This window comes from Paenibacillus marchantiophytorum, assembly GCF_014640555.1.
Taxonomy (GTDB): Bacteria; Bacillota; Bacilli; order Paenibacillales; family NBRC-103111; genus Paenibacillus_E; species Paenibacillus_E marchantiophytorum.
In genome coordinates, this window is record NZ_BMHE01000043.1 from 1 (window position 1) to 24,503 (window position 24,503).

The following is a 24,503-nucleotide window of genomic DNA, read 5'->3' on the forward strand; positions in this document are numbered from 1 at the left end:
GAGATTGATGCTGTTTTGGAACAAGAAATGCAATCGTCGTATGAAACACAGTAATTCCAGATTAACGGGTATTATTGCTGAGCACTCTGGATTAAAGAAACTCGTTGGATAGGAAAGTACCGTAAAACGGAAGAAAGAAGAACATCGGAAAGCCGGATGAGGGAAAACCTCACGTCCGGTTTGATGCAGGGGGAGCTGGAAAAGTAAAAAAGAGGGCTTCCGCCCTCCAATGAAAATTCAGTTCTCTACTCTACTAAGAATTTATATGTTTTGGGGTGAGCGCGGAGTTACTTCAGCCGCCTTGTGCGAACAGAGGGAGGGAACTACAGTCCGCTATTCTAGCCAAAAGTATCCATATCGCGGGGGTGAGGGAACTACAGTCCGCTATTTTGCTGTTTCAAGGCAAATTCAGCGTTTTTCGTGGAAATAAGACCCTGTAGTTCCGCTAATACCCTAGCATCCCAGCTAGTTGCCTATATAGCGTCCTCTAGTTCCCTTAACAGGTTTTGTCGCTACTAAGAGGCTGATCTCTCAGGGCGGCGAAGCGTTCAATCGAGGTAAGAGCCAAGTCGCCTCGTAGCTGACAGGCAACTGGTGGAGAGATCCTAAGGCTGAAGCCCTGTGACAAAGTATTCCTGCAAGGGGAGCGAGCAAAACAGCAGTCCGTAACATGAAGTGAATCCTGCCGCGTCGTCAAAAAAGACCTGAAATGGACAAGAGAGTGTCGAGCCTCGTGTGTTTAGGCGTCCCGACCATTATTGATCGGGTCGTGCAAATGGCAACAAAAATGGTAATGGAGCCCATCTTTGAAACAGACTTCAAGGATTGCTCCTATGGATTCAGGACGAAGCGAAGCCAACACGGTGCCATTCGTCACATCAGACGAGAGGTTAAGAAAGGCGTATATTAGGTAGTAGACATTGACAAAAAGGCTACTTTGACAACATTGGGCATGAGAAACTGATGAAGCTTGCGGAGCAAAGAATGAGTGACAGAAGAGTACTCAAACTCATCTGGAAATGGCTAAAGGCAGGATTCGTAAAAGATGATCAATTTTATGAAACCGATCTCGGCAATGGTTGCGGAACTCAATCCGAAGATTCAGGGATGGAGAAACTACTACGCGATGGACGCCTTTGCCGATTTATTTCTGAATAAAATCGACTGGTACATTCGAAAGAGATTGATGCTGTTTTGGAACAAGAAATGCAATCGTCGTATGAAGCACAGTAATTCTAGATTAACGGGTATTATTGCTGAGCACTCTGGATTAAAGAAACTCGTTGGATAGGAAAGTACCGTAACGCGGAAGAAAGAAGAACATCGGAAAGCCGGATGAGGGAGAACCTCACGTCCGGTTTGATGCAGGGGGAGCTGGAAAAGTAAAGAAGAGGGCTTCCGCCCTCCAATGAAAATTCAGTTCTCTACTCTACCCAGAATTTATATGTTTTTGGGTTTGGGATGAGCGAAGCTTACCCCTTATGTTTTAGCTTCCACCACAGGCTCTTTGCTTTGGAGGTTTTCGGTTTTAAAGGGCATCTAATGAACTGTATGATGCTTATAGACGGAAAAATGGCTACTTTGGAGTTTTAATGAACGGAGTCGGCGCTATCGATCACTTTATTGGCAGAAAGATGGTCGTTTACTTGAAATAGAGCATCTGGGATTCATTAAATTTTTGGAATGAGCAATTTTGGCCGAATAAAGGGTATTGAGTTCGTTAGGGGGGGGGCTTGGTTTCCTCAAGGATCATTGACTGGGTGACTTAGCCGCAGGCTATGTTTTTCACAGTGGCTTCCACCACAGACTTCTTTGCTTTGGAGGTTCTCGGTCTCAAAGGGCATCTAATGAACTGTAGGATGCCTATAGACGAAAAAATGGCTAATTTGGAGATTTAATGAACGGAGTCGGCGCTATCGATCACTTTATTGGCAGAAAGATGGTCGTTTACTTGAAATAGAGCATCTGGGATTCATTAAATTTTTGGAATGAGCAATTTTGGCCGAATAAAGGGTATTGAGTTCGTTAGGGGGGGGCTTGGTTTCCTCAAGGATCATTGACTGGGTGACTTAGCCGCAGGCTATGTTTTTCACAGTGGCTTCCACCACAGACTTCTTTGCTTTGGAGGTTCTCGGTCTCAAAGGGCATCTAATGAACTGTAGGATGCCTATAGACGAAAAAATGGCTGCTTTGGAGATTTAATGAACGGAGTCGGCGCTATCGATCACTTTATTGGCAGAAAGATGGTCGTTTACTTGAAATAGAGCATCTGGGATTCATTAGATTTTTGGAATGAGCAATTTTGGCCGAATAAAGGGTATTGAGTTCGTTAGGGGGGGGGGGGCTAGGTTTTCCTCATGGATCAATGACTGGGTGACTTAGTTGCAGGCTAGGTATATCAACATTGGTTTGGACCTTGGAGACTACGGATGCATACAGTGATAAGGATGATCCTATAGGCGAAGGTGATAACCGTGCGTAATGTGGTAGGCATACTATTAGATCGAAAAAATTACCTAGGGATTTCCAGTCAACAAACGGGCTATGAGCAGATCGATCTTTACAATAAAGCAGCAGAGAAACTGGGAATGACACCATTGTATATGTGTCCGCAGCATATAAGCCAGAAGTCAGTGCTTGGTTTATGCTATGAAAATAATAAGTACCGACTTGTTCGATTGCCTATTCCCAAGGTTACTCATAACCGTGCGATGACGTTGACAGCGTCTTTGCAGAAACGATTATCCATGCTTTCAAAATCCAGTATTGTCTTTAATCGTCAGAATCGTTACGATAAGCTGTTTATCCACTCTTTGTTGCTTGCGAATAAGTCGGTTGCAGAGTACCTGCCTGTATCTTATCGCTATTCATCCGAAAGGTTAGAGAAAGCCATGAATCGGTACTCATCGCTTTTTATCAAGCCTTCCAATAGCAGTGTGGGTAGGGGGATTATGAAGCTAACGCTGATGAATGACAAGGATTGGCAGTTTAGCTGGAGTAATAAGAAGCCGCAAATCGTGAGTGAAAAAGAGGTCGTTACGCTCATTCAGGAGAAGGTGGGCACCCAAAGTTATATGATTCAGCAAGCAATCTCTTTGGCTACTTATCAGGGGAGACCGTATGACTTGAGAATATCCGTGCAGCGAGGGGACCAAGGAAAATGGCAGGTCAACGGCATTGCTGGCAAGGTGGCGGCTTCAGGACGCCATGTAACGAATTTAGCCAAGGGTGGAGATGCAAAAAGATGTGAGGAGTTATTCCGCTACAGTGGTTTTGATTCAAATCGTATGAGGAGAGCGGTTGAGGAGGCATCGCTGCTGATTGTAGAAAGTTTAGCGGAGCGGCTTCCAGGCTTAGCCGATGTTGGATTGGATATTGGGGTGGATGAGGATGGCCGAATCCGCTTGATTGAAGTCAATGGCAGGGATCAAAGGTACGAATTTAAAAATTTGGCAATGAATGAAACGTTTATTCAAACCTATGAGACTCCTATGAGATATGCCAAATTTCTTTTAAAAGGTTAACATCTATCAGGTTCAGCCCTCAAAAGTAGGGCTATTACATAGCAAATAGAAGAAATAGGGCAAACCACTATACCGAATTGGCTTATTCAACTAGGACACAAGCAGTCAAACGTGAATAAACTTTAATATGGCGTTGAAAAGGTGGTATTCGAACGTGAAAAGTCGCGTATTGGTGATTAAAACGAATTTATTGCTCTGGTACAATGAACTGGATGATTACTTGGAAACCGAACATCCGAGTTTCCCAGAGTCTGTCCGGGAAAGGATTGCAGATTTCGGCGATTATACGATTATTAGTATCAGTCGCTATGAAACCAGATTGAGAGAGCCGAGCAGAAACAAGTCATAAGGAAATAGCTGCTAAAGACTCTTATTTGCACAACTGGGAAAGGCTGCATCAAGGCTATGTAGCCTTAATGCAGCCTCTATTTAGTTACTTTTGCTTATGATATACACGATATTCCTTGTACCACTGGAACAGCCAGACGGCTAATGCGAAACAGAAGCCGCTAGCGAAGTAGCCTCCGACAATATCACTGGGATAATGAACTCCCAGATAAATCCGGCTAGTACCTATACTTAGTATCATGATTATACATAACATAATGACTATTGTTCTGCCTACTCGGGTAGAAATATGCCGCCAAAGCAGAAAGGCCAATGAGGCATATAGGGCAAAGGCTGCCATCGAATGGCCGCTTGGAAAACTGTAGCCCGTTACTTCAATGAGTCGGTGTAAATCAGGCCTCTGACGAACAAAATAATGTTTAAGCAGCGTATTGGCTATTGCTGTACCGATCATAACTACGAGGAAAAAGATAAGCTCCAAGCGATGATGCAAAACGAAATACAGAAAAAGCATAGCGGCAAATGCAACGATAACGACCATCAGGGTTGAACCAATGAAAGTGAAGCATTTCATAATTGACGTAAGGCCGGGTGATTCTAGTCCTTGAATGAAGGAGATCAAAGTATGATCGAATTGCGCGATCCATTGCCCCTTGATCATGGAGGCAATCAGAATGAAAACAAGAAATGCAAAAATACTGATAAGTAAAACGAATGTAACTTTTAATTTGGGAATCACGCTTAGGTCACCTGTATGTTTGGATTCTTTTACAAAAAAAATATATTTAACTAGTATAGCATAGCTCTCCTGTTTTATACGAGAGGATTGTCAGGTGTTATTGTGCTACAGCTTGAATCTTGCAATTTGCTCCCATTGTTGTTCGGATGTCAGGATTTTCTTCTGGATAGGACCGAATAAGTCATAATGTGGATAAGATGGGCTATGGTGAATATACTGCGGGTTAAGACCCTGCGATAGGCACCAGTTAGTTAATTTGGGCAGATCCGCACAGCCAACTTTGGTTACAGTCCGAATGCCAGCGAAACGTGCGTCCTGCCAATAATGTGTCAAAAAAGAAATCTCGCCGCGGCTGACTGCGGCTTTCCAGGCTTGAAGTTCTTCACGCTTAATGCCAAAGGCCATATGTGATTCCATCCTATGTTTAATTTTATCCCACTAAAAAGCTTAGAATTAATAAAAGTGTGTTATAATTATACAATATGCTACAGAATTAGGCAGGATATGACCTGCTTTTTTTTATTTTCAAAATGAATTTCGCTTTTGTATTGCTTCATGCGTATGAAAACAAGTAAAATAGAAGAGAAGCATTTCTATGTACGATGTTTAACCGACTAGTGGATTGGATCCTTTTCAACGAAAAGAAGCCTGTAAGCAACAAGTTCAATACCCACAAGAAAATAAACGGTTTAATGGAAAAGGGGCATTTAAAGGTGAACGTTCATTTAAATTTTACGAACAAAGGTAAATTGGTGATTGAAAATTTCAATAACGAGGAGCTCATTGAAATTTTCAGCCGATATATCAACACATTAACGAAAAAGTATGCAGTTGATATTAAGGTTCCCGTAGATGCTAATCAAAACATTGTGGAAGATGGCTCATTTAAAGTTGTTCTATCCAATGTGCAGTGTGATGTTGAAACTTTTTTCAAAGAACTCGGCCGAGATATCAAAGTGCCTTTGAAGAAAAGGACAGACGGTAAACTGGAGAACGTGTTTAAAATTCAAGTGGTAGAGTAAGTTACGGAGGCTTGTATGCTTAGTTTAGAAGAAAAGTTAGCCATTGTGGCATCCTTCCCCGAGCTGCAGCGCAAGGATGTCTCATTGGGCCGGATTAATTTTCATTATGAAGATAGTGTATACGATAAGAAGAATGTTGTTTATCATCTACATCCGAATGGAAACGGTTTTGTGTATGCCGAGTTTATCAAAGGATATGCGACGGATAACAAGGGGCTCGTCAATATCCGGGATTTCAGCGCAGAGGAGCTTCGCTCCGTAATTGAGAAATCGATTGCTTCTTTAACAGGGAAAGCATCCCCCAAAGCGGCTGAACCGCGTTCCACGGAAGAAGTGGAAGAGCAGTGGTCGGACGAAGAAGGTCATCAACTTACTGTCACATTCGTTGAAGACTTATGGTACATCTATGCAGGCGAGAATCTTGATTGTGCCTTTGAAACCTATGAAGAGGTTGAGGAGTACATGAACGAAGAAGGTTTCGCCAAAAAGTTGTAGGTAAAGAGATTGTTTCAATTAATAGGGTTCGTAAGGGGCTTGCCTCAAGGTCAATTGGCCTTGGGGACAGGCCCTATTTTCTGTCTAACCAGCAGATGCTGGGAGCATAGTGTTCCATTCAGCGTTTGTGCTATAATTATTGGGAAAATGAGTCAAGACTAAACACAGGTAGTGGGGGATTTTCATGAAATTTCGGCCTTGTATTGATCTTCATAATGGTAAAGTCAAACAAATCGTTGGTGAAACATTAGGTTCAGAAGAGAAAAAAGTGGTGGAAAATTTCGTTTCTACCTATGATTCCACGTATTATGCCGACATGTTTAAGAGCGATCACTTAGTTGGCGGACATGTCATCATGTTAGGGGATGGCAATAAAGAAGAAGCTGTAGCTGCGCTGCAAACGTATCCAGGAGGCTTGCAAATCGGCGGTGGCATTCATGCAGAGAACGCTAGCGAGTATCTAGCATACGGCGCTTCACATGTCATCGTAACTTCGTATATTTTCCGTGACGGGCAGCTTAATCTTGAGCATCTTGAGAAAATTGTGGCTGCAGTTGGCAAAGATAAATTAGTTATTGATCTAAGCTGCAAAGAGAAAGAGGGCAGATGGTTTGTAGCTACTAATCAGTGGAAGCAGCTAAGCGATTTTGAAGTGAATGAGCAATCTATTCGCTATTTGGAGCAGTACTGCGATGAGTTCCTTGTTCATGCCGTTGATGTGGAAGGGAAACAAAGCGGTATTCAGCAAAGTCTCGTTCAATCGTTGGCAGGGTGGGTTAACATCCCGACAACGTACGCCGGTGGAGCCCGCTCATTTGCCGATATTGCGTTGTTCCAAGAATTGTCAGGTGGCAAATTGGATATCACAATAGGGAGTGCCCTAGATATTTTTGGCGGACAGCTCGCTTATCAAGAAGTTGTCGCGTACATGGAAAACTTGTCAAACACGTAAGATTAAAACGGAAAAGTAGCGGATACTCGAAGGATAAGAGTGTCGGCTACTTTTTCGTCACGAGGGGATGTAAGGACTACATGCGCTTATGGCAAAGACTTTATTACGGCGGCATGGTATTGACCCTGCTGTTAGCAATCCTGGGTGAGCTCATCTGGCTGCCGGATCCGCTGCGGATTGGAACTGGCCTCTATTGGATTGACCTCATCGATGGCTTGATTTATGTGCTGGCGTTGGTTCCTTGTCTTTGGCTGATCGGAGCGCTCCTTCATCTTACAGCCGTTGAAGGGAGATGGAGCCCGGTTAGATGTCTCGCTATTGGCTTAACCAGCTTGGTCAGTGTCGTTACCCTGATAACGATTCCTAAGAAAATCGAATACTCGGCGACTATTTTCGTTATTACCTTGGTGCTGGTGTTTGTGGATCTCGTCTGCCATGAGCGCATGCGTAGAAGGCTGCCAATTCGAAATTTACTTGTCGGCGGAGTTTCACTATGTCTACTTTTCGTGCTGTTCTTTCCGACGAAATATTTGGTCACTTATCCAGGTTTAACATTGAATATGAATCGCTACGCACAAGCGGAGAGTGGGCAATCGCATGGGGATATCACGGGTGTTCTGGTGTTCGAACGGCCTGCTTTTCCTATCGATTGGCTGTATGCGAAGATTTTTCCTAAGTATTCCTTTGAAGTTGAGGATCTGGGTATGTCGCTTGGCGAATACAATTTAGAAGTTCGTACCATGAAAGCTGATGCGAATGCAGCGGGAAGCGCCATTGCCTATCAGAAGGTAGGGAAAGGTCAAGGGATTACGTCCCATGGTGTACGTGTTACCGCGATTGTGAAAGATAGCCCTGTAACTGGTATTTTGCTGCTTGGTGATGTGATCGTGCAAGTAAACGGCCATGCGGTTGCGATGATCTCAGAATTGACCGATGTGATGAAACAGACCAAACCTGGCGACCAAGCCTCCGTTCAAGTTCTACGAAACGGTCAAAAGACGCAGCTTTCACTTGAGACTCGAGCCAATCCGGATGATTCAAGCCGCGCTGCTTTTGGGATTCAAGTGGCGAATGAAATCCAGTATGACATCCCTGAAATTGTGACTTATCACAATTACTTATTGCATGAGGGGGGACCGTCCCACGGCGCGATGCTGGCCTTGACGCTCATCGACCAATTGACCCCTTGTGGGGTCACGTACGGGCATCATGTGGCGGGTACTGGAACGATTGAGCCTGATGGTTCTGTAGGCGCAGTTGGCGGCTTGGAGCAGAAGGCATACACGATCAGCCGCACGGATGCCGATGTTTTCTTTGTTCCGGCATCGAATGAGGAGGAGGCAAGAAAAGGAGCGCCGAGCTTACTTATCGTGCCTGTTAAAACCCTCGATGATATTGTGAACTGGCTTAAAAATCATCCTGCGCAACCCCACCGTACAGCTTGTTCTTAATCTCTCGCAGCTTCGTAGAGTTTTCTAGCTATGCGTTGTGGCTCGAACTGGATCGTCGTCATATGATCGCCACTCGTCTGAATTAGCCGATATAAGCCCAAACGGCTCGACATATGCGGATGCCAGCCATAATCCGGATTGCCTAGAGGCAGAGCGGTATCATCCGTCAAGTGGAGATAACTTTTAGGTACCGTCAAACTGTAAAACTTTTTCAGATCAAGCTTCTCAAAGGAAGGCGCGGCGGGCTCCGGGGAAACTTTCTTGTACATCATTCGAACTTGCTCCATGCTCCCAAGATTAGCGAAGGTTTCCCGGTACAAAGGAAATGGCAGCATGATGGTGTCATCCTTCGTGCTTTTGCGGAGCTGCTCAAACACGGCGATCACCGGAGGCGGGAACTCATCCGCTACCCTTTCACCGTCTTTGAGAACGAAGGCATTAAGAAAGACGAGACGTCGTAAACGATCAGGTACGAGCTCAGCTACTTTCTGAACCAGGGATCCCCCGAAGCTATGTCCAACGAGAATGATGTTGTGCAAATTGTGCGAGATGATGTAATCCGCAATCGATTTGGACAGCATCGCATGCGTGACTTTTTTATTGGGGTCAGCCCCATGTCCCGGATATTCGGGTACATAGACGGTATGACCCTTCTTGCGCAGCTCCGCCGCGACACCTGCCCAGAAGCTGGCATCTGCCCAGGCGCCATGGATGAGTACAAAGGTCAAAGGCTGCTCGCGTTCACGCATGTCATATTCTTGCTCAGACGCCCAAGGAGCGGATGCAAAAGGCCAACTAGCTGTTGGGAAATTGGGCTGAACGGGATGTGGAAAAGGCCAAGCCTGAGGAGGCTGGGGCACATAATCATAATTGTAAATCATGGGAAACTCCCTTTCGGATTTAGATGTAACACTATATGCCCAGATAAGGCATTTGCCATTGGAAATGCGAAAGACGTCCCTCTAGCGGATTGTTATGTAAAAGTTTGGAAAATAAAAGAAAAGTAGGATTATAGAATGTCATTAAGTGAACCCCAAAGCTATCGTTTCAGTGAGGCTCCCATCTGGGATCTGCAGCGCGCCTATTATGAAGAGCAAGGTATAACGGCTTGGCAGCGCGATGAGGTGCCGTCTTATATTACAAGTAATCCAATGCTGGCTGCTTCTTACGCCGAGGTTATTTTTGGATTCCTGCAAGATCGTGCGCGCTTGGCTGCGACATCGGAACCCGTGACAATCGTAGAACTTGGTGCAGGTTCGGGGCGTCTTGCCTTTCATGTCCTGAAGGAGCTGAGCCATCTATCAGGACTTGCAGGCTTCCAGCTTCCTCCATACCGATATGTGATGAGTGATTTGGCGGAGGGCAATATTGCCTACTGGCAGCAGCATCCCAGCTTGATGTCTTATGTGGAGCAAGGCAATCTCGACTTCGCTAAGTTTGATGCGGCCGTGGATACTGAACTTCATCTGCTAGTATCAGGAGAATGTGTGGCACGGGGAAGCTTGCGGCAGCCGCTGCTGATTATTGCAAATTACTTGTTTGACAGTATTCCGCAGGAATTAATCTATATTGAGAATAATCAGGTCTACGAGTGCTGGATTAACTGTTATATTCCAAAGCTAGACAAGGATTGGAATGCTTCGGAGCAGCTGAAGAATTTGGTAGCTGAATATGAGTATCGGAAGTCAGCCGAGTTCGAGGCGGGGTCTTATGCGTATCAGTCATTAATTGAGCTTTATGCGCGAGAGTTAGAAGATTCGCATGTGCTATTTCCGATAGTGGGGTTAAATTGTCTGGAACGGTTAAGTCAGCTCTCGACCGAAGGATTTCTATTGCTGACGGCAGACAAGGGGGAACATCAGCTAGCAAGTTGGGCGTATAATGAGCCTCCAGAACTGATTCATCACGGTAGTTTTTCGTTGACTGCGAATTATCATGCTATTACTGCCTATTATGAGCAAAAGGGAGCTGAGAGCTTATTCACGGCTCATCCTTATCATCATTTGAATGTTGGCTGCGTGCTCCATCTTGCTGATCTGCCGTCATACGGTCTTACGCGTTTGGCTTATCGTCGCTACATTGAGCGTTTTGGACCGGACGATTTTATAACGATCAAGGAATGGCTGGATGACCATCTGGATCACTTGGACATTCCACAAATCTTAGCTTACTGGCGCTTGAGCGGCTATGACTCACAATTTTTCTTGCAAAATGCAAGTCGTCTAGCGGATCTTATTGTGACCTCGGAGGAGGCAGATTGTGCAGGGATCTCACAAGGGATTGCTGCGATGTGGAGCGGGTATTACGCCATGGAGATTTCTAACAAAGTCGCGCTTGCTTGTGCATCACTTTACTACCGGATGGAAATGTTTAGCGAGGCTTTGCCTTTCTATCTAGCGGCGCAAGATATGCAAGATGCAGCTATTGTATATGAGATGGCGATTTGCTGCTATGAGATCGGAGATATGGCGGGGACCAAGGCGTATACACAACAAACCTTGGCGTTACATCCTCATCATGAGGAAGCATTATCGCTTCTGGGATTGCTGGAATAGGAGTAATAGGCAGAGCTTTGCGGACTTCCGCGAAGCTCTTTTTTGCGCCGCAGGAAAGAGACATAGAGATGAAGTTTGTTAATAAAATGCATATTATGCTGATACTTTTCACAAACTTAGCAAATTTTGTTGAGCGATACACGGTGCTCATCGCCAAAAGAGGCAGCAGCACGATTCACAACTCGATTAACGTGCACGATGCAGCTGCCGTTTTCAAAATTATATGAGTTTTCTCAATTGAAGGCATATGATAAGATAATTAGATGAGTATGCAAAGAGTGGTGATTGTATGGAAGACCGGATCGTTGTCGCAAAAGGGTTGTTTACATTATATCGAGGGCACTTCATTCAGATGCATCGGGATGGTGTACTCAAAGACTATAAAGATTGTGGAATCGAGCGCCAAACGGAGATCGAGTGGTATCAAGAGCTGACTGAGAAGTTATCGCTTGATTTATCCATTCGCGATTGGGATGCTGTTAGTAGTTTGGAAGCACTTTCCAAATATTATCAAGATGCGCGCATGCTGGAAAGTGTGATGAACTTCATAACTCGCCAAATCATGGGGGCTGACAGCATTGTGAAGCTTATGTATGCAGAGCGGCTAATCTCGTTAATCGTCTCACTGGGTCCTGTCATCACCCAAGAGAATCGATATTCAGCTTATCAGCAAGCGTTAAGAATTCTGGAAGATATCCTTGCCAAACCGCTCGTCATCGACCCTGGGCATGACTTACATCACTATCATTTAAAAGATAAGAAGTCATTAAACCTCCGTGCTCAAAAATCGATAGATGAGATTATGCTGCTGCGATTTTAGGGTACCAAGCCACAGAGCATATGATGCACAGGAAATAATGCTCGTCCTAAGAGATGAGCGTCTTCATAACAGTTTTAAGCGATCTAGCGGATTCTAGTTCCCTTTGGGCTTTGCAATGACAGAGAGCGTCGTGTGGAAAGGAACTATGATCCGCTAAATGGCGGGAATGGGGATAAAAGTAGCCTGAAAGGGAACTGAGATCCGCTATTTAAGCGGAAACTGCTGATTCCTACTGGGAAATGGTGACATAGCGGATCGTAGTTCCCTCTCGCGTGGAATATGGCGGTTTTCAGAACTATAGCGTACTGTAGTTCCCTCAAATTCGAAATCGTGACACATTTTGCTAGTATCGCGGCTTGACGTTCCCTTATCTCCGCGCGATAGCAAAGCTAGAGGATCTCATTCTCCCGCATGTTTCACAGCTACCTTGCTCTCATCGCATCTCATTACAGCTCTTGTGTTCCCATCGCATCCCATCGCATCGCATCGCACCTTATCGAACCACTCCATCGGGATGGGGTGGCCTACACCCCAAGCCTGGAGCCTGGAGACTGGAGTCAATCTCCAACATTTAAATTATGGACAAACTTCACTCACCCCAACACCCCAATCCAAAGACATCTCTCTTAGACTTTCGTCGATGGTCAAGATAACATGTCGATGGTTGACTTGACATACGTCCTCAGACAAGACCGGGCTCCACTCTTCCGTTTCTGCGCATGAATACGTCGTGCAGAAATGTCCCTTGCACCGATAGGGCACCACCTTAAGATCGTGGCAGGGAGAACCCCTTAAATCCACCCAATACTTTCTGGCGTGTATTATTCATGAAAAAACCTCCTTCAGAGTGAAGGAGGCCTTATGTAAATCGACTACATCCTGCGGCCGGCAATATAATGGCTTGTCCAATATGCGTTCGTAAAGTCGGAAACGATAACACCTTCATTAGGCAAATTATTAATGAACTGACCGTTCCCCATATAGATACCTACGTGGTTTACAACGCCAGGCGTGCCAACACTGAAGAAAACGAGATCACCAGGTTGAAGTTGACTCTTAGGAACAAAGGAGCCAGCTTGAGATTGGGCTTTAGAAGAACGAGGAATCGTTTTTCCTTGTAATTGAAAGACATGTTGAGTGAAAGAGGAGCAGTCCAGACGTAATCGCTGAATGTCTTCGGAACCAAATACATAAGTCACTCTGCCTTTGAACGAAGAAGCTGTATTGAGGATTCTGCTGGCAAAGCTGGAACCAGTCGATGGTTTTGTAGGTGTTGTTCCTTTCTCGTGTACGGTTACATAAGAACGTGAAACATAGCCTTTTTTGCCATTATAATTAACTAAAACCCAGTAGTCGTTCGCCGCTTCAACGGAAAGTGTTGTACCTGCATTAATAAAGCCCCAGACGGGAGCATTTACATTCTGATCAGCACGGAAATTTACACCTTTATCAACGGTTGCAGTTGCAACAGGAGCAGCAAGTGCTGTCGCTGAAAAGCCACCCAACATTGAAATCGCTAGACCTAAGGACAGCATTGTTTTTTTCCCAAAGTAGTGTTTCCTTTTTGGCATGAAAGACTTCCTCCTTGTGGAATCAATGATAAGATGATTGCTTCATCTAAACTCACTGTATCACACTTCGAAGTCCCTAAAATTTACCTCGGAAGTCTGAAAGTCTTAACAGCACTAGTATTTTTAGCCATTATTAAAATTCCATTAGAAGTTGATGAGTATTTCTTCCTTGACAGGTAAATCTAACGTTTATTAACATTGTAAGCATTTTCGTGTGAAATTCAGGGTTTGGAACAATAAGGGAAGAAAGGGGATAAGGGATGAACATCAAGGAACTGCAAGGTGTCGCAAGTTTGCTTGTACAGAATCAAATAGCCTATACACTAGGAGGCAGTGGACTCTTGGCTAGTCTGGGACTCATCGAACAAGTAAATGATTGGGATTTATTAGTGGATTGTTCCCTAGAGAAATTAAAAGCTGTTCTAGAACCTTATCCGTACTCCGAGCAAAAGAGTGGGGATTATCCATTCGCCAGTCAATTTCGCCTGCAACTCATCGAGCAGAACATAGATATCATAGGCAATTTTGCTCTTCATAGCAGCTCAGGCACCGTGACTTTTCCGCTAACGGCTAGTTCAACCTGGCATGGCATTCACGTAGGCGCTCCTGAAATTTGGTTTGTGGCTTATAAGTTGATGGGCAGGGATGCGAAAGCGGAGTTATTATTCAACTACCTCTTGCGTAACGAGATAAACGAGTCCGCAGTCAAGAGATTTATAGAAGAAGAACCGATTGATGATTCGATTAAATCTGTTTTATTTCAACTTATGAATGCTCATGGAAAAAAATAAAAGTGGTTGTGCAACATTCTTTGTACAGGTCACGTTTAGAAGTTAACTCGGAAGCGAGGAAGTAAATTTACATAAATCAAAGGAGAGATTACGAATGAAAAAGATAGCAACTTTAACTTTAACAACCCTGTTGGTGAGCAGTTTAACGTTTAGTACAGCATTTGCCTTTTCAGATGTGGAAGAAGGACAAGCAGAGGCTGTTAAAGGTTTGCAGGACCGAGGTGTTGTGAGCGGGATTGATCAGAATCATTTCGTACCAAAAGGTAAAATCAGCTATGCTCAAACTGTGCAAATGATTGTAAAAGGCTTGGATTTGAACATGGATACGCTTCGTTTCATTAAGCAGCCTGTTGCTTCTGACACTTATACGAACATTCCTAATGATGCTTGGTTTGCAGAGGCTTTCATCATAGCTCATTATAATGGCCTCGAGATTCCTAAGGATGTAAATCCGAATGCAACGATTACTCGTGAGCAATTCGGTGATTTGCTAGTGCGTGCACTTGAGAAAAAAGGCAATTACCCATTGGTCAAAATGTTTATCAACATTCAGGATGCGGATCAAATTAACATCGATTATCAAGGTACATTGCAAAGATTGCTGCTGTACAAAATCACTAAACTGGATCAAGATGGCAAGTTCAGCCCAAAAGCTGAATTAACACGCGGAGAAGCAGCGAGTTGGATCTACCAAGCGATTAAATTCAAAGACGCGCACGCGCAAGCACCTGCGCCAGTAGAAGATGTTACGGTTAAAGTTGATAAAGTGAACGATGATGTCAATAAAATTACGCTATCCCGTGGTGATAAACCGAACCCAGGCTACAGCATTGAAATCAACAGCATTCAATTCAATGCGGATGGCAAAGCGGTAGTTACGTATACCTTGCACGATCCCAAGCCAGATATGATGTATCCAGCTGTTATCACGGAAGCAAAAGCAGAAACCTATGTTTCTTCCAAATATAAAGCGACTGCTGAACCAGCGGCTGTTAAATAATAAGAAAAGTGCTGTAACTTGCATACAAGGTGCAGCACTTTTTTTTGTATGATGATCCCCTGCTATTGGTCCTGTCCAATGACTACTCTCTCCCATATGATATAGCATCCTATTCGCATAGGAGGTGAGAGAGATGAAAGTAAATTATTACACATTAAGTCTAGGGTTGTTGGGCGCCGCGAAGTTGATTTTGAATGCTTTTGGTCTTGAACTTATCCATGACGAGGATATGAACGCGATTGCTAACGGTGTGGCAGCGGTGATTTCCATTATTGGCGTTTATGCAAACCATCAGAAATCAGAATAATAATAGTGACAAGAGGTGGCCTGAGTGTAAATTCGGGTCTTTTTTTGTTGCAGCAAATGACTAAAGCAGGGGGGATTGCTGAAAGGGAACTGCAGTCCGCTATTCCAGCAAAAAGTGGCATTATCACCAGGGTGAGGGAACTATAGTGCGTTATTTTGCTGTTCGAGGGGAGATTCAGCGCTTTTGGTGGAAATAAGGTACTGTAGTTCCGCCAAAATCTTAGCATCCCCAATATTTGCCCAAATAGCGTACCACAGTTCACTAAATAGGATTTGTCGCTTGTAAGAGGCTCATCATTCAGGGGGCAAAGCCGGTTTTTCTCATGCTATGTCCTGAAAATATGTCCATGAAACCATGAATATCGTCGTGGTAACGCTTTCGCATACAACTTATAGTAAGGGTGTGGTTGAAACTAGGGCGAGGGATGAACAAGAAACGAAGCATGTCCTCATGGATATTTATTCCTATTCATCTAGCAAAGAACTAATTGATCGCTGTCAGCAGCTCCTGGGAGATTCAAGGGTCTGTATCGCGATTATTGATTTTCTGAAAGAGAAGAGAATCGAAAAAGCGCAGGCGATGCTGCTGTACTCGGAAGAAAAGATTCAGGTCATATCCGATGCAACAGGCTTCACGAATATTCGTCTGATCCTGACATCGCCTATAAGCTTAATAGTACCTCTTATTTATTGGTGTCCGCCGCAGACTTCTTTGCTGTGGGGGTCTTCGGTTCCCAAGGGCATCTAATGAACTATAGGATGCTTATAGACCGAAAAATGGCTGCTTTGGAGATTTAATGAACGGAGTTAGCGCTAACCGCACTTTATTGGGGAAAAGGTGATCATTTGGTTGTAATAGAGCTTCTGGGATTCATTAGATTTTCAGAATGAGCGATTTTGATCGAATAAAGGGTACTGAGTTCGTTAGGCTAAATAAAGCTATGCGCATGACTTTCTACACTTTCAACATGTTGTTGAAGTGCAGCCTTAATAGGCCTGCCGAGTAGAAGGTACTGCGCTTTTTGGTGTGCCTGTGAGAGGTTGGCCTCTGTTATTTAAACAAAGAAAACGGTTTATTAGATGGGAATAATCACCAAATGGGGCTAATATCAGAACTGTATTCCAAGTTAGGAGGTGGCAATAGGGGAAGGAAATCTTCGAATTGCAAGACACACGAATTGTAAACGCATACAAATTGCTAGAGGAGGCATGACAATTAGTGAACATAAATCTCAAGCGAACAACTTTGGTTGTCCTAAGTTTCATCATGATCGTGTATAACCTTGCTGCGGGCATTCCATTTCAAAGGAATCAAGCTCTCGCGGCAGGTATACAAGCAGTTTTGAAATTTGACTTTGGCACGTCGACAAGTCCGACTATGGATGGGTTTACACAAGTACATGATAAGTTGCTGTACACACCGGAGCTTGGTTACGGTTTAACCGCTACTGTGAATTCCCGTTACCGTTCAGGAACCGGGGATAATCTAACGGCCGATTTCTTCATCCCAGGTGCTTCGAATCCGTATACGTTTAAAGCGGATGTGACGAATGGCAGCTATGACGTAACCGTATATTCCGGTGACCTATTGGCGGGCACCTCTACGACGAAGACTACTGTCACCATTGAAGGACAATTGATGGGTACGATTCAATCTCGTCAAGCAGTCAACTCAGCGACATATCGGGTTACGGTTAGCGACGGTCAAATGACGTTAGATTTCGGCAATAATGGATATGTCAACGGTGTTGTCATTGCGCCGATTGGCAATGTGCCTCCGGCTGTCCCAGATGGACTTGCTGTAACCACGATTACGTCAACCGGGAGCAAACCGTCTGTTGGTTTGCATTGGAACAGTGTGACGGATGCCGTGTATTATGATCTCTATCGGTCAGCAATTGGTAATTCTGTAAACACGCAACTGACAAGACTTAGTCTAACAGATTACGTAGATACGAACGTTGCCGTGGGTCTTAGTTACTCCTACCAAGTAGCGGCTGTCAATGCCGCAGGTACAGCTTCGGCGCTTAGCACAGCAGTGATTGCAGCGGTTGTTCCGGCGGCGGTGCAAGTACCGGCAGCTCCGGCCAATGTAACTGTAAGCAAAGTAGAAGCCCAAAGTGTCAGCTTGCAATGGACGGGGTCAACAGGGGCAACAGGGTATACCGTATATCGTGCGGATTCACCCATGGGCGAGTTTATAAGTGTTGGGCAAACGAGCTCGACGAGCTTCACAGACTCTTCGGCAATTATGACTTCGGCACACTACTACCAAGTGAAAGCAACGAATAGTGCGGGTACGTCAGGCGCATCGAACACAGCAGTTAGCATGATTTATGTACCGGCTCAACCACTGCCGGAAGGCTCGACGTTCAAGTTCGATTTCGGCCCAGGAGCCTTAGCAGATGGTTTTATTCGTGTGACCTCAGCTACTGCTTACTCGGCAGCTTTGAAGTACGGGTTTGCGAATACGGCTTTGGTTAGCCAAAGCGATCGTGGAACAGCCGATCCAATTAAATCGGATTTTGTTTCGCCAGCAGGCACTTCTTTTAATCTTGATTTGCCAAATGGGGATTACACGGTGTCCCTCGTGGCAGGTGACAGTGCCGAAGCCACCGATATTGCCCTGAAAGCGGAGACGATTCAGAAAGTGGTGCAAACCACGAAGGAAGCTGGTCAGTATCTCGAAACTTCCTTTGATATCGCACTGGTCGATGGCCAACTCAATCTGGAGTTTTCAGGGAATGCAGCAAAAATCAATGCCTTAGTGATTTCAAAGTTAGATGCACGCCAAGCGGGAGAAATCCCAACCATTTATTTAGCGGGCGATTCAACCGTGCAAACGTATGAAGAGTATTGGAAGCCGCAAGCGGGCTGGGGACAAATGATTCCGCGTTATTTCACAGATAACGTCATTTTCTCGAACCGGGCGATCGGTGGACGAAGTTCCAAATCGTTCATCGTGGAAGGTCGGTTGGATGAAATTCTGCGAACAATCAAGCCTAATGACTATTTCTTCGTTCAATTCGGTCATAACGATGCGACAATCAGTGTGCCAGAGCGCTATGCTTCTGTACCGGATTACAAAAACTTTTTGAAAACCTATGTCAACGGAGCTCGTCAACGGGGAGCGATTCCGATTCTTGTTACACCGATGGGTCGGCGCGATTTCAATGTGGCTACTGGCAAATTTAACGTGAGCTTCCCGGAATATGTAGCCGGTATGAAAGAAGTAGCGCAGGAGCTGGATGTGAAGATCGTTGATTTAAGCACATTAAGCGTTGCTTACTATGATTCAATTGGTGCAGCGGCAACACTTTCCGTATTCTTGCATCTTGAACCAGGTATTTATCAAGCTTTTCCTAGCGGTTCAGCGGATAACACGCATTTCCAGGAATATGGCGCAATTCAAATCGCGCGCTTGCTTTCTGGAGGCATCAAGGAGCTTCATTTACCCATTTCCGCTTTCGTCAAAGATGCGAGTTTGCCTGCGGCTATTCCGACACAACCGATAGGGTTATCCGTAGGCAGCATAAGTAATGCCGGGGCTGTGCTGAAATGGAATGCGGTTGAAACGGCGGAAATTTATAAAATTTACCGCAAATTAGCGACAGATTCAGCCTATGCTTTGGTGGGCACAGCGACCGTGCCTACGACAAGTTTGGGTGGCATGAAGGAAGGTTTCACCTACAATCTGCAAGTGACTGCTGTCAATGGACGCGGTGAATCCGCACCATCGGACGTTATCACTGTCACAACCAAATCTGCTGTATACAAATATGATTTTGGTCCAGTTGGAAGTCCTGTTGCTGAAGGTTATACAGGTGTTACCTTGAATACGCTGTATACGCCACAACTGGGCTATGGAATTAAGTCCAATACGGGCATGATTTCGCGAGACCGAGGAGCTGGGGGCAATGATCTCGTTCGTGATTGGCTTGGATATTTCAATGTCGGCTGGGAGTTCATGGTCGATTTGCCGAACGGCACCTACTCAGTCAAAGCTTATGTGGGCGATTTGTCAGGCTCAGCCAAAACGTCGTTTGTGATTGATGGCAAAGACTACGGAACGGTATCCGCATCGAAGAATTCCATCTCAGAGACTGTATTCAACCAAGTTCAAGTCAAAGATGGTCAAATGAATTTCGTCTTTGGCAGCAGCACGGCGATTGTGAACGGCTTGGAAATTACCCCTGTCTTGCAAGCGCCAACAGGTTTAAAGTTGATTACTCTGGATTTGGAGTCACAACAACCACAACTTAGCCTTGCATGGGACCTATCTCCTGATGCCGTAAGTTATCGACTTTATCGCCAAGCGGAAGGGGCAGCCAATGCTGTTAAGCTCGGTGAAATAAGTCAAACCAGCTTTACAGACAACACGATTGAAGTCGGTATTCCTTATACGTTCACCGTTACGACAGTAGATCATACAGGTAATGAATCGGTTACTTCCCTACCGCTTGCGGTTTCCACGATTGATCCAAGCAAGCCGAAACCGGCAGCACCGACTGGACTCACCTATACTTCTGTGACTAAAAATGAAATTAGCTTGTCTTGGCAAACGGTTGCCGATGCGAAGTCTTACAACGTCTATCGTGCTAAAAAAGCGGATGGCAATTTCGCTCTGATCGGCTCTTCCAAACAGGCAGCTTACACGGACACAACCGTGTTAACGACAGTTCCCTATTACTACCGTGTCGCAGCGGCAAGTGCGGGTGGCATTTCGAACATGTCCCAAGTCCTAGAAACACCTGGGACGACCAAATTAGTCAGACAAATGGAATATATCGACCGATCTCTAGTAGCGATTAAGACCGATTCCGGCATTTATGTAGGCTGGCGATTGCTGGGTACCGATCCAGCAGGCATTGCTTTCAATCTCTATCGGGATGGTCAAAAGTTGAATGCTCAGCCAATGACGACCAGTACGAATTATCAAGATGCCGAAGGGACTTTGACTTCGAAATATGATGTTCGCGCCGTAATTGATGGCGTGGAAGAAGCACCGCAAGCGGCAACTCAGCCATGGAACCAGCCTTATTTTGATATTCCAATTCAAAAACCCGCTGACGGCGTGACACCAGCAGGTGAAGCGTATACGTACAGTGCGAATGATGCCAGTGTCGGGGACCTTGATGGGGACGGCCAATACGAAATCATTTTGAAATGGGCGCCATCGAATGCTCATGATAATTCTCAAGCTGGCTACACAGGGAACGTTTATATGGATGCTTATAAAATGGACGGCACACGCTTATGGCGTATCGACCTGGGCAAAAATATTCGCGCAGGCGCCCATTATACGCAGTTCATGGTCTATGATTTGGATGGCGATGGTAAAGCCGAGGTGGCTTTCAAAACCGCTGATGGTACTGTGGATGGCACAGGGAAGGTGATTGGCGATGCGAATGCCGATTATCGCAATGCTACGGGCTACATTCTTAGTGGTCCTGAATTCCTGACGATCTTTAATGGACTCACAGGCAAAGCAATGGTGACAACAAGCTATGATCCGCCAAGAGGCAATGTTGCGGATTGGGGTGACAGTTATGGGAACCGAGTAGACCGTTTCAATGCCGCAATCGCCTATTTGGACGGTGAAAGACCTAGTCTTGTTATGGCGCGAGGCTATTATACGAGGACGGTATTGACTGCTTACAATTATCGAGATGGTGAGCTTTCCAAGCTGTGGACGTTTGATTCGGCGGAACCAAATCTTTCGGGCTACGCAGGTCAAGGCAATCATGGGATTAGTGTCGCGGATGTTGATCATGACGGGAAAGATGAGATTGTCTATGGCGCCATGGCGCTTGATGACGATGGAACAGGCCTTTATACCACAGGACTCGGCCATGGCGATGCCATGCACCTTGGGGATTTGGACCCGGATCGCCCAGGACTTGAGATATGGGCTGTCCATGAACATTATCCGAGTCCAGCTGGATTTGAATTCCGCGATGCGGAGACAGGCGCATTAATATGGGGGGTCCCGACGAATTATGATGTAGGTCGCGGCATGTCCGGAGATATTGATCCCCGTTACAAAGGGGAAGAGACTTGGGCCGTTGGCGCGCCTGAGTGGAATACAACAACCGGTGGTATTTATACAGCCAAAGGTGTGAAAATATCAGATACCATTCCAGGCGCTAATTTTGGTATTTGGTGGGACGGGGATTTGCTGCGGGAAGTGCTCGATCATGATTATAAGGAATCTGTCGCCGCAGGTGTCGGTAAAATTGATAAATGGGATTATCTGAATAATAAACCGGTCAATTTATTGAAAGCGCAAGGGACCTATTCAAACAATACAACGAAGGGCACCCCTAATCTTCAAGCCGATTTATTCGGTGATTGGAGAGAGGAAGCGATGTGGAGGACGGAAGACAGCAGCGCATTGCGCATTTACACGACCACAGATCTGACGGATTATCGCATCTATACATTGATGCACGATCCCGAATACCGTTTAAGTGTAGCTTGGCAAAATATATCTTATAATCAGCCGCCGCATCCTAGCTTTTATCTGGGTGATGGCATGACAATGCCACAGGCTCCCAGCATCGTAGCTGTGGGTGCTCCGTTAGCGGATGCTGTCTTTACGGCTGATCGTATAACACCTACAAACTCAGATGTTGCTGTTTCAATCCGCTATCCATTACCTGCTGCAGTGAAGGAATTCAAGATTGGGGAAGACGGCGCATGGGCGGCTTATACGGGTCCAGTTTTAGTTACTGCGAATACGACAGTGTATGCGAGAAGTACTGATTCTGCAGGACATACTTCTAATGTCACTACTTATAGGGTAAACAATATTGATAAAGTAATTCCTACAGCGTCAGTAGCCTATAGTGTGAGTGTACCTACGACTGAAACTGTTGTGGCAACGATGACAGCGAGTGAACCGGTTACGATTACGAACAACGGGGGATCAGCTAGTTATAGTTTTGCTTTTAATGGCAGTTTTGTTTTTGAATTTGTCGATGCTGCAGGCAATAGAGGGACAGCGACAGCAGTTGTGACCCATATTACATCCAAGAGCAAGAATAAGCCGGGGGCGCCTGTTATCTCAGATAACAATGGGAATGACACCGGGCTTCAGGATGGTGATTACAAGATCACGATGAACATGTGGTATGGCGACAATGGCAAAGTATATAAACTTTATGAGAACGATGTCTTAATTGACAGCCAAATTCTCATCGATAATTCGCCAAGCGCGCAAACAGCGGTAACTACAATCAGTGGCAAGAAGAATGGAACGTATCGTTACTATGTAGAGCTTACGAATGCTTATGGGACGACCAAGAGCAGCACACATAGCGTCACGGTGACGAAGGCAAACCCGGAGAAAGCAGTCCTTTCCAACGATAATTGGGATGGTGACGGGAACTTCAAGGTGAGTATGAATATGTGGTGGGGAACGAATGGAAGCACATATAATCTGTACGAAAACGGTGTGCTCATTGATACGCAAGCCTTGCGAAATGCTACGCCTTCCGCGCAGTCTGCTGCAACAAACATGGCTAATAAGGCAAAAGGCAGCTATGAATACCGGGCAGAGCTAGTGAATGCAGCAGGGGCTACTTCCAGTGAGACGATGACGGTTAAGGTGACGAAATAACGTTAAGGAGCACAAGCCATACAGAATGAGAGAAAGACTCAGCCGCAGGCTGGGTCTTTTTCTATATAGCGCGCCTAGCCAAGCTAGGCGCAACTAACTGATGAAAGTTCAATCGAGGTAAGAGCCAAGTCGCCTCGTAGCTGACAGGCAACTGGTGGAGAGATCCTAAGGCTGAAGCCCTGTGACAAAGTATCCCTGCAAGGGGAGCGAGCAAAACAGCAGGCCGTAACATGAAGTGAATCCTGCCGCGTCGTCAAAAAAAGACCTGAAAAGGACAAGAGAGTGTCGAGCCTCGTGTTTTTGGGCGAAGACCATGGAATGCGTGAAGCACTTGGAAGTGCAGCGCAGAAGAACTCTCCGGCGTATGGGGATCGGCATGTTGGGAAAATTGTGTCTGGAACTAGGGATATCCTCTCTCGCACGAGTTTTTTTTTCGTAAGGAGCAAACCTATAAGCCCGAAAGGTGAAGTGGCAAGCTGCGGGAAGGAAGTCGGAGGGGGCCATAGTACCGATGAACTGAGGACAACAAAACCTCTTGGAGGGAAGGGGGCCGAAAGGCAATACCTGCTTTGTTCAAGCAAGTTAAGGAGGTACGAGTGAGTGAATGCGGTTAAACCTGCTAACGACACCAAAGTAAAAGCTCAAGAACTTCAAGAAGCTTCGACCCTTAGGAATCCCGTCCATTATCGATCGGGTCGTGCAAATGGCAACAAAAATGGTGATTGAGCCCATCTTTGAAACGGACTTCAAGGATTGCTCCTATGGATTCCGGCCGAAGCGAAGCCAACACGGTGCCATTCGTCACATCAGACGAGAGGTTAAGAAAGGCGTATATTGGGTAGTAGACATTGACAAAAAGGCTACTTTGACAACATTGGGCATGAGAAACTGATGAAGCTTGTGGAGCAAAGAATGAGTGACAGAAGAGTACTCAAACTCATCTGGAAATGGCTAAAGGCAGGATTCGTAAAAGATGATCAGTTTTATGAAACCGAACTCGGCGTCCTCGTCAGATTTGCTGATGATCTCGTCATTCTCTGCAAAATCAAAGAGCAGGCTATGAAGGCAATCGATGTGTTAAAAGCAGTATTCAATAAACTTGAAATAGAGATAAACACATCCAAATCAAAGCTCGTCAACCTATGGGGCGACAAAACAGGGACTGGTACATTCGAAAGAGACTGATGCTGTTTTGGAACAAGAAATGCAATCGTCGTATGAAGCACAGTAATTCCAGATTAACGGGTATTATTGCTGAGCACTCTGGATTAAAGAAACTCGTTGGATAGGAAAGTACCGTAAAGCGGA

General features: G+C 45.3%; 21 protein-coding genes and 1 pseudogene. 17 read left to right on the plus strand and 5 right to left on the minus strand.

What is annotated here, in order from left to right:
- The first annotated feature begins 1,045 nt into the window (after window positions 1-1,045).
- From IEY34_RS36990 to IEY34_RS27655, 3 genes are all read left to right on the plus strand, one after another.
- Window positions 1,046-1,291 carry a group II intron maturase-specific domain-containing protein gene (locus IEY34_RS36990; protein WP_229757878.1) on the plus strand — a complete coding sequence of 82 codons (246 nt, stop codon included), beginning with the start codon at window positions 1,046-1,048 and terminating at the stop codon, window positions 1,289-1,291.
- Between the two features lie 1,183 nt (window positions 1,292-2,474).
- Window positions 2,475-3,524 (plus strand): YheC/YheD family endospore coat-associated protein, encoded by a 1,050-nt coding sequence (locus tag IEY34_RS27650; protein ID WP_189018113.1) that lies wholly within the window; start codon window positions 2,475-2,477, stop codon window positions 3,522-3,524.
- A gap of 154 nt (window positions 3,525-3,678) precedes the next feature.
- Entirely contained in the window at window positions 3,679-3,873 is a 195-nt protein-coding gene (locus tag IEY34_RS27655; RefSeq protein ID WP_189018116.1) for a hypothetical protein, read from the plus strand.
- 84 nt (window positions 3,874-3,957) lie between these two features.
- Here IEY34_RS27655 and IEY34_RS27660 read toward each other — a convergent pair whose 3' ends face one another.
- Together IEY34_RS27660 and IEY34_RS27665 are read right to left on the minus strand one after the other, a co-directional pair.
- Window positions 3,958-4,611 (minus strand): phosphatase PAP2 family protein, encoded by a 654-nt coding sequence (locus IEY34_RS27660; protein ID WP_189018119.1) that lies wholly within the window; start codon window positions 4,609-4,611, stop codon window positions 3,958-3,960.
- 105 nt (window positions 4,612-4,716) lie between these two features.
- Window positions 4,717-5,016, minus strand: coding sequence for a hypothetical protein (locus IEY34_RS27665; RefSeq protein ID WP_189018122.1), 300 nt, complete (start codon window positions 5,014-5,016; stop codon window positions 4,717-4,719).
- Window positions 5,017-5,324: 308 nt separating this feature from the next.
- On the opposite strand from IEY34_RS27665, the gene IEY34_RS27670 reads away from it, so the two are divergent.
- The 4 genes from IEY34_RS27670 to IEY34_RS27685 all read left to right on the plus strand — a co-directional run bounded on the left by IEY34_RS27670 (window position 5,325) and on the right by IEY34_RS27685 (window position 8,531).
- Window positions 5,325-5,633 (plus strand): hypothetical protein, encoded by a 309-nt coding sequence (locus IEY34_RS27670; protein WP_079412910.1) that lies wholly within the window; start codon window positions 5,325-5,327, stop codon window positions 5,631-5,633.
- Between the two features lie 15 nt (window positions 5,634-5,648).
- On the plus strand, window positions 5,649-6,128 hold the full coding sequence (locus IEY34_RS27675; RefSeq protein ID WP_189018125.1) for a hypothetical protein: 480 nt from the start codon (window positions 5,649-5,651) through the stop codon (window positions 6,126-6,128).
- 184 nt (window positions 6,129-6,312) lie between these two features.
- Complete coding sequence (hisA, locus tag IEY34_RS27680) at window positions 6,313-7,080, plus strand: phosphoribosylformimino-5-aminoimidazole carboxamide ribotide isomerase (protein ID WP_189018128.1); 768 nt, start codon at window positions 6,313-6,315, stop codon at window positions 7,078-7,080.
- 80 nt (window positions 7,081-7,160) lie between these two features.
- Window positions 7,161-8,531, plus strand: coding sequence for a PDZ domain-containing protein (locus IEY34_RS27685; RefSeq protein ID WP_189018130.1), 1,371 nt, complete (start codon window positions 7,161-7,163; stop codon window positions 8,529-8,531).
- Here IEY34_RS27685 and IEY34_RS27690 read toward each other — a convergent pair.
- Window positions 8,528-9,412 (minus strand): alpha/beta fold hydrolase, encoded by an 885-nt coding sequence (locus IEY34_RS27690; RefSeq protein ID WP_229757879.1) that lies wholly within the window; start codon window positions 9,410-9,412, stop codon window positions 8,528-8,530. The two genes, IEY34_RS27685 and IEY34_RS27690, sit on opposite strands and share 4 nt — an antisense overlap.
- Before the next feature lie 135 nt (window positions 9,413-9,547).
- On the opposite strand from IEY34_RS27690, the gene IEY34_RS27695 reads away from it, so the two are divergent.
- The 3 genes from IEY34_RS27695 (at window position 9,548) to IEY34_RS27705 (ending at window position 11,906) form a co-directional block, all read left to right on the plus strand.
- Window positions 9,548-11,086: an SAM-dependent methyltransferase gene (locus IEY34_RS27695; protein ID WP_189018133.1), complete on the plus strand. Its 1,539-nt coding sequence runs from the start codon at window positions 9,548-9,550 to the stop codon at window positions 11,084-11,086.
- A gap of 68 nt (window positions 11,087-11,154) precedes the next feature.
- Window positions 11,155-11,313: a hypothetical protein gene (locus IEY34_RS27700; protein WP_189018136.1), complete on the plus strand. Its 159-nt coding sequence runs from the start codon at window positions 11,155-11,157 to the stop codon at window positions 11,311-11,313.
- Window positions 11,314-11,375: 62 nt separating this feature from the next.
- Window positions 11,376-11,906 carry a metallophosphoesterase family protein gene (locus IEY34_RS27705; RefSeq protein WP_189018138.1) on the plus strand — a complete coding sequence of 177 codons (531 nt, stop codon included), beginning with the start codon at window positions 11,376-11,378 and terminating at the stop codon, window positions 11,904-11,906.
- A 612-nt stretch (window positions 11,907-12,518) separates the two neighbouring features.
- On the opposite strand, the pseudogene IEY34_RS27710 reads toward IEY34_RS27705, so the two are convergent.
- Together IEY34_RS27710 and IEY34_RS27715 are read right to left on the minus strand one after the other, a co-directional pair.
- Window positions 12,519-12,686 (minus strand): annotated as a pseudogene (locus IEY34_RS27710) (transposase zinc-binding domain-containing protein); the annotation flags it as partial.
- A 92-nt stretch (window positions 12,687-12,778) separates the two neighbouring features.
- Entirely contained in the window at window positions 12,779-13,477 is a 699-nt protein-coding gene (locus tag IEY34_RS27715) for a C40 family peptidase (RefSeq protein WP_189018141.1), read from the minus strand.
- 260 nt (window positions 13,478-13,737) lie between these two features.
- On the opposite strand from IEY34_RS27715, the gene IEY34_RS27720 reads away from it, so the two are divergent.
- The 7 genes from IEY34_RS27720 (at window position 13,738) to IEY34_RS37015 (ending at window position 24,380) form a co-directional block, all read left to right on the plus strand.
- Window positions 13,738-14,268: a hypothetical protein gene (locus IEY34_RS27720; protein ID WP_189018144.1), complete on the plus strand. Its 531-nt coding sequence runs from the start codon at window positions 13,738-13,740 to the stop codon at window positions 14,266-14,268.
- A gap of 94 nt (window positions 14,269-14,362) precedes the next feature.
- Window positions 14,363-15,268 carry an S-layer homology domain-containing protein gene (locus tag IEY34_RS27725; protein WP_189018146.1) on the plus strand — a complete coding sequence of 302 codons (906 nt, stop codon included), beginning with the start codon at window positions 14,363-14,365 and terminating at the stop codon, window positions 15,266-15,268.
- A gap of 133 nt (window positions 15,269-15,401) precedes the next feature.
- Window positions 15,402-15,575, plus strand: a complete 174-nt coding sequence (locus IEY34_RS27730) for a hypothetical protein (RefSeq protein ID WP_189018149.1) — start codon at window positions 15,402-15,404, stop codon at window positions 15,573-15,575.
- Window positions 15,576-15,929: 354 nt separating this feature from the next.
- On the plus strand, window positions 15,930-16,322 hold the full coding sequence (locus IEY34_RS27735; protein WP_189018152.1) for a helix-turn-helix transcriptional regulator: 393 nt from the start codon (window positions 15,930-15,932) through the stop codon (window positions 16,320-16,322).
- A 471-nt stretch (window positions 16,323-16,793) separates the two neighbouring features.
- Window positions 16,794-23,195, plus strand: a complete 6,402-nt coding sequence (locus IEY34_RS37595; RefSeq protein WP_308423056.1) for a rhamnogalacturonan lyase family protein — start codon at window positions 16,794-16,796, stop codon at window positions 23,193-23,195.
- A gap of 600 nt (window positions 23,196-23,795) precedes the next feature.
- Window positions 23,796-23,921: a hypothetical protein gene (locus IEY34_RS37390; protein ID WP_268240189.1), complete on the plus strand. Its 126-nt coding sequence runs from the start codon at window positions 23,796-23,798 to the stop codon at window positions 23,919-23,921.
- A gap of 186 nt (window positions 23,922-24,107) precedes the next feature.
- Window positions 24,108-24,380, plus strand: coding sequence for a reverse transcriptase domain-containing protein (locus tag IEY34_RS37015; protein ID WP_229757882.1), 273 nt, complete (start codon window positions 24,108-24,110; stop codon window positions 24,378-24,380).
- Window positions 24,381-24,503 lie beyond the last annotated feature (123 nt).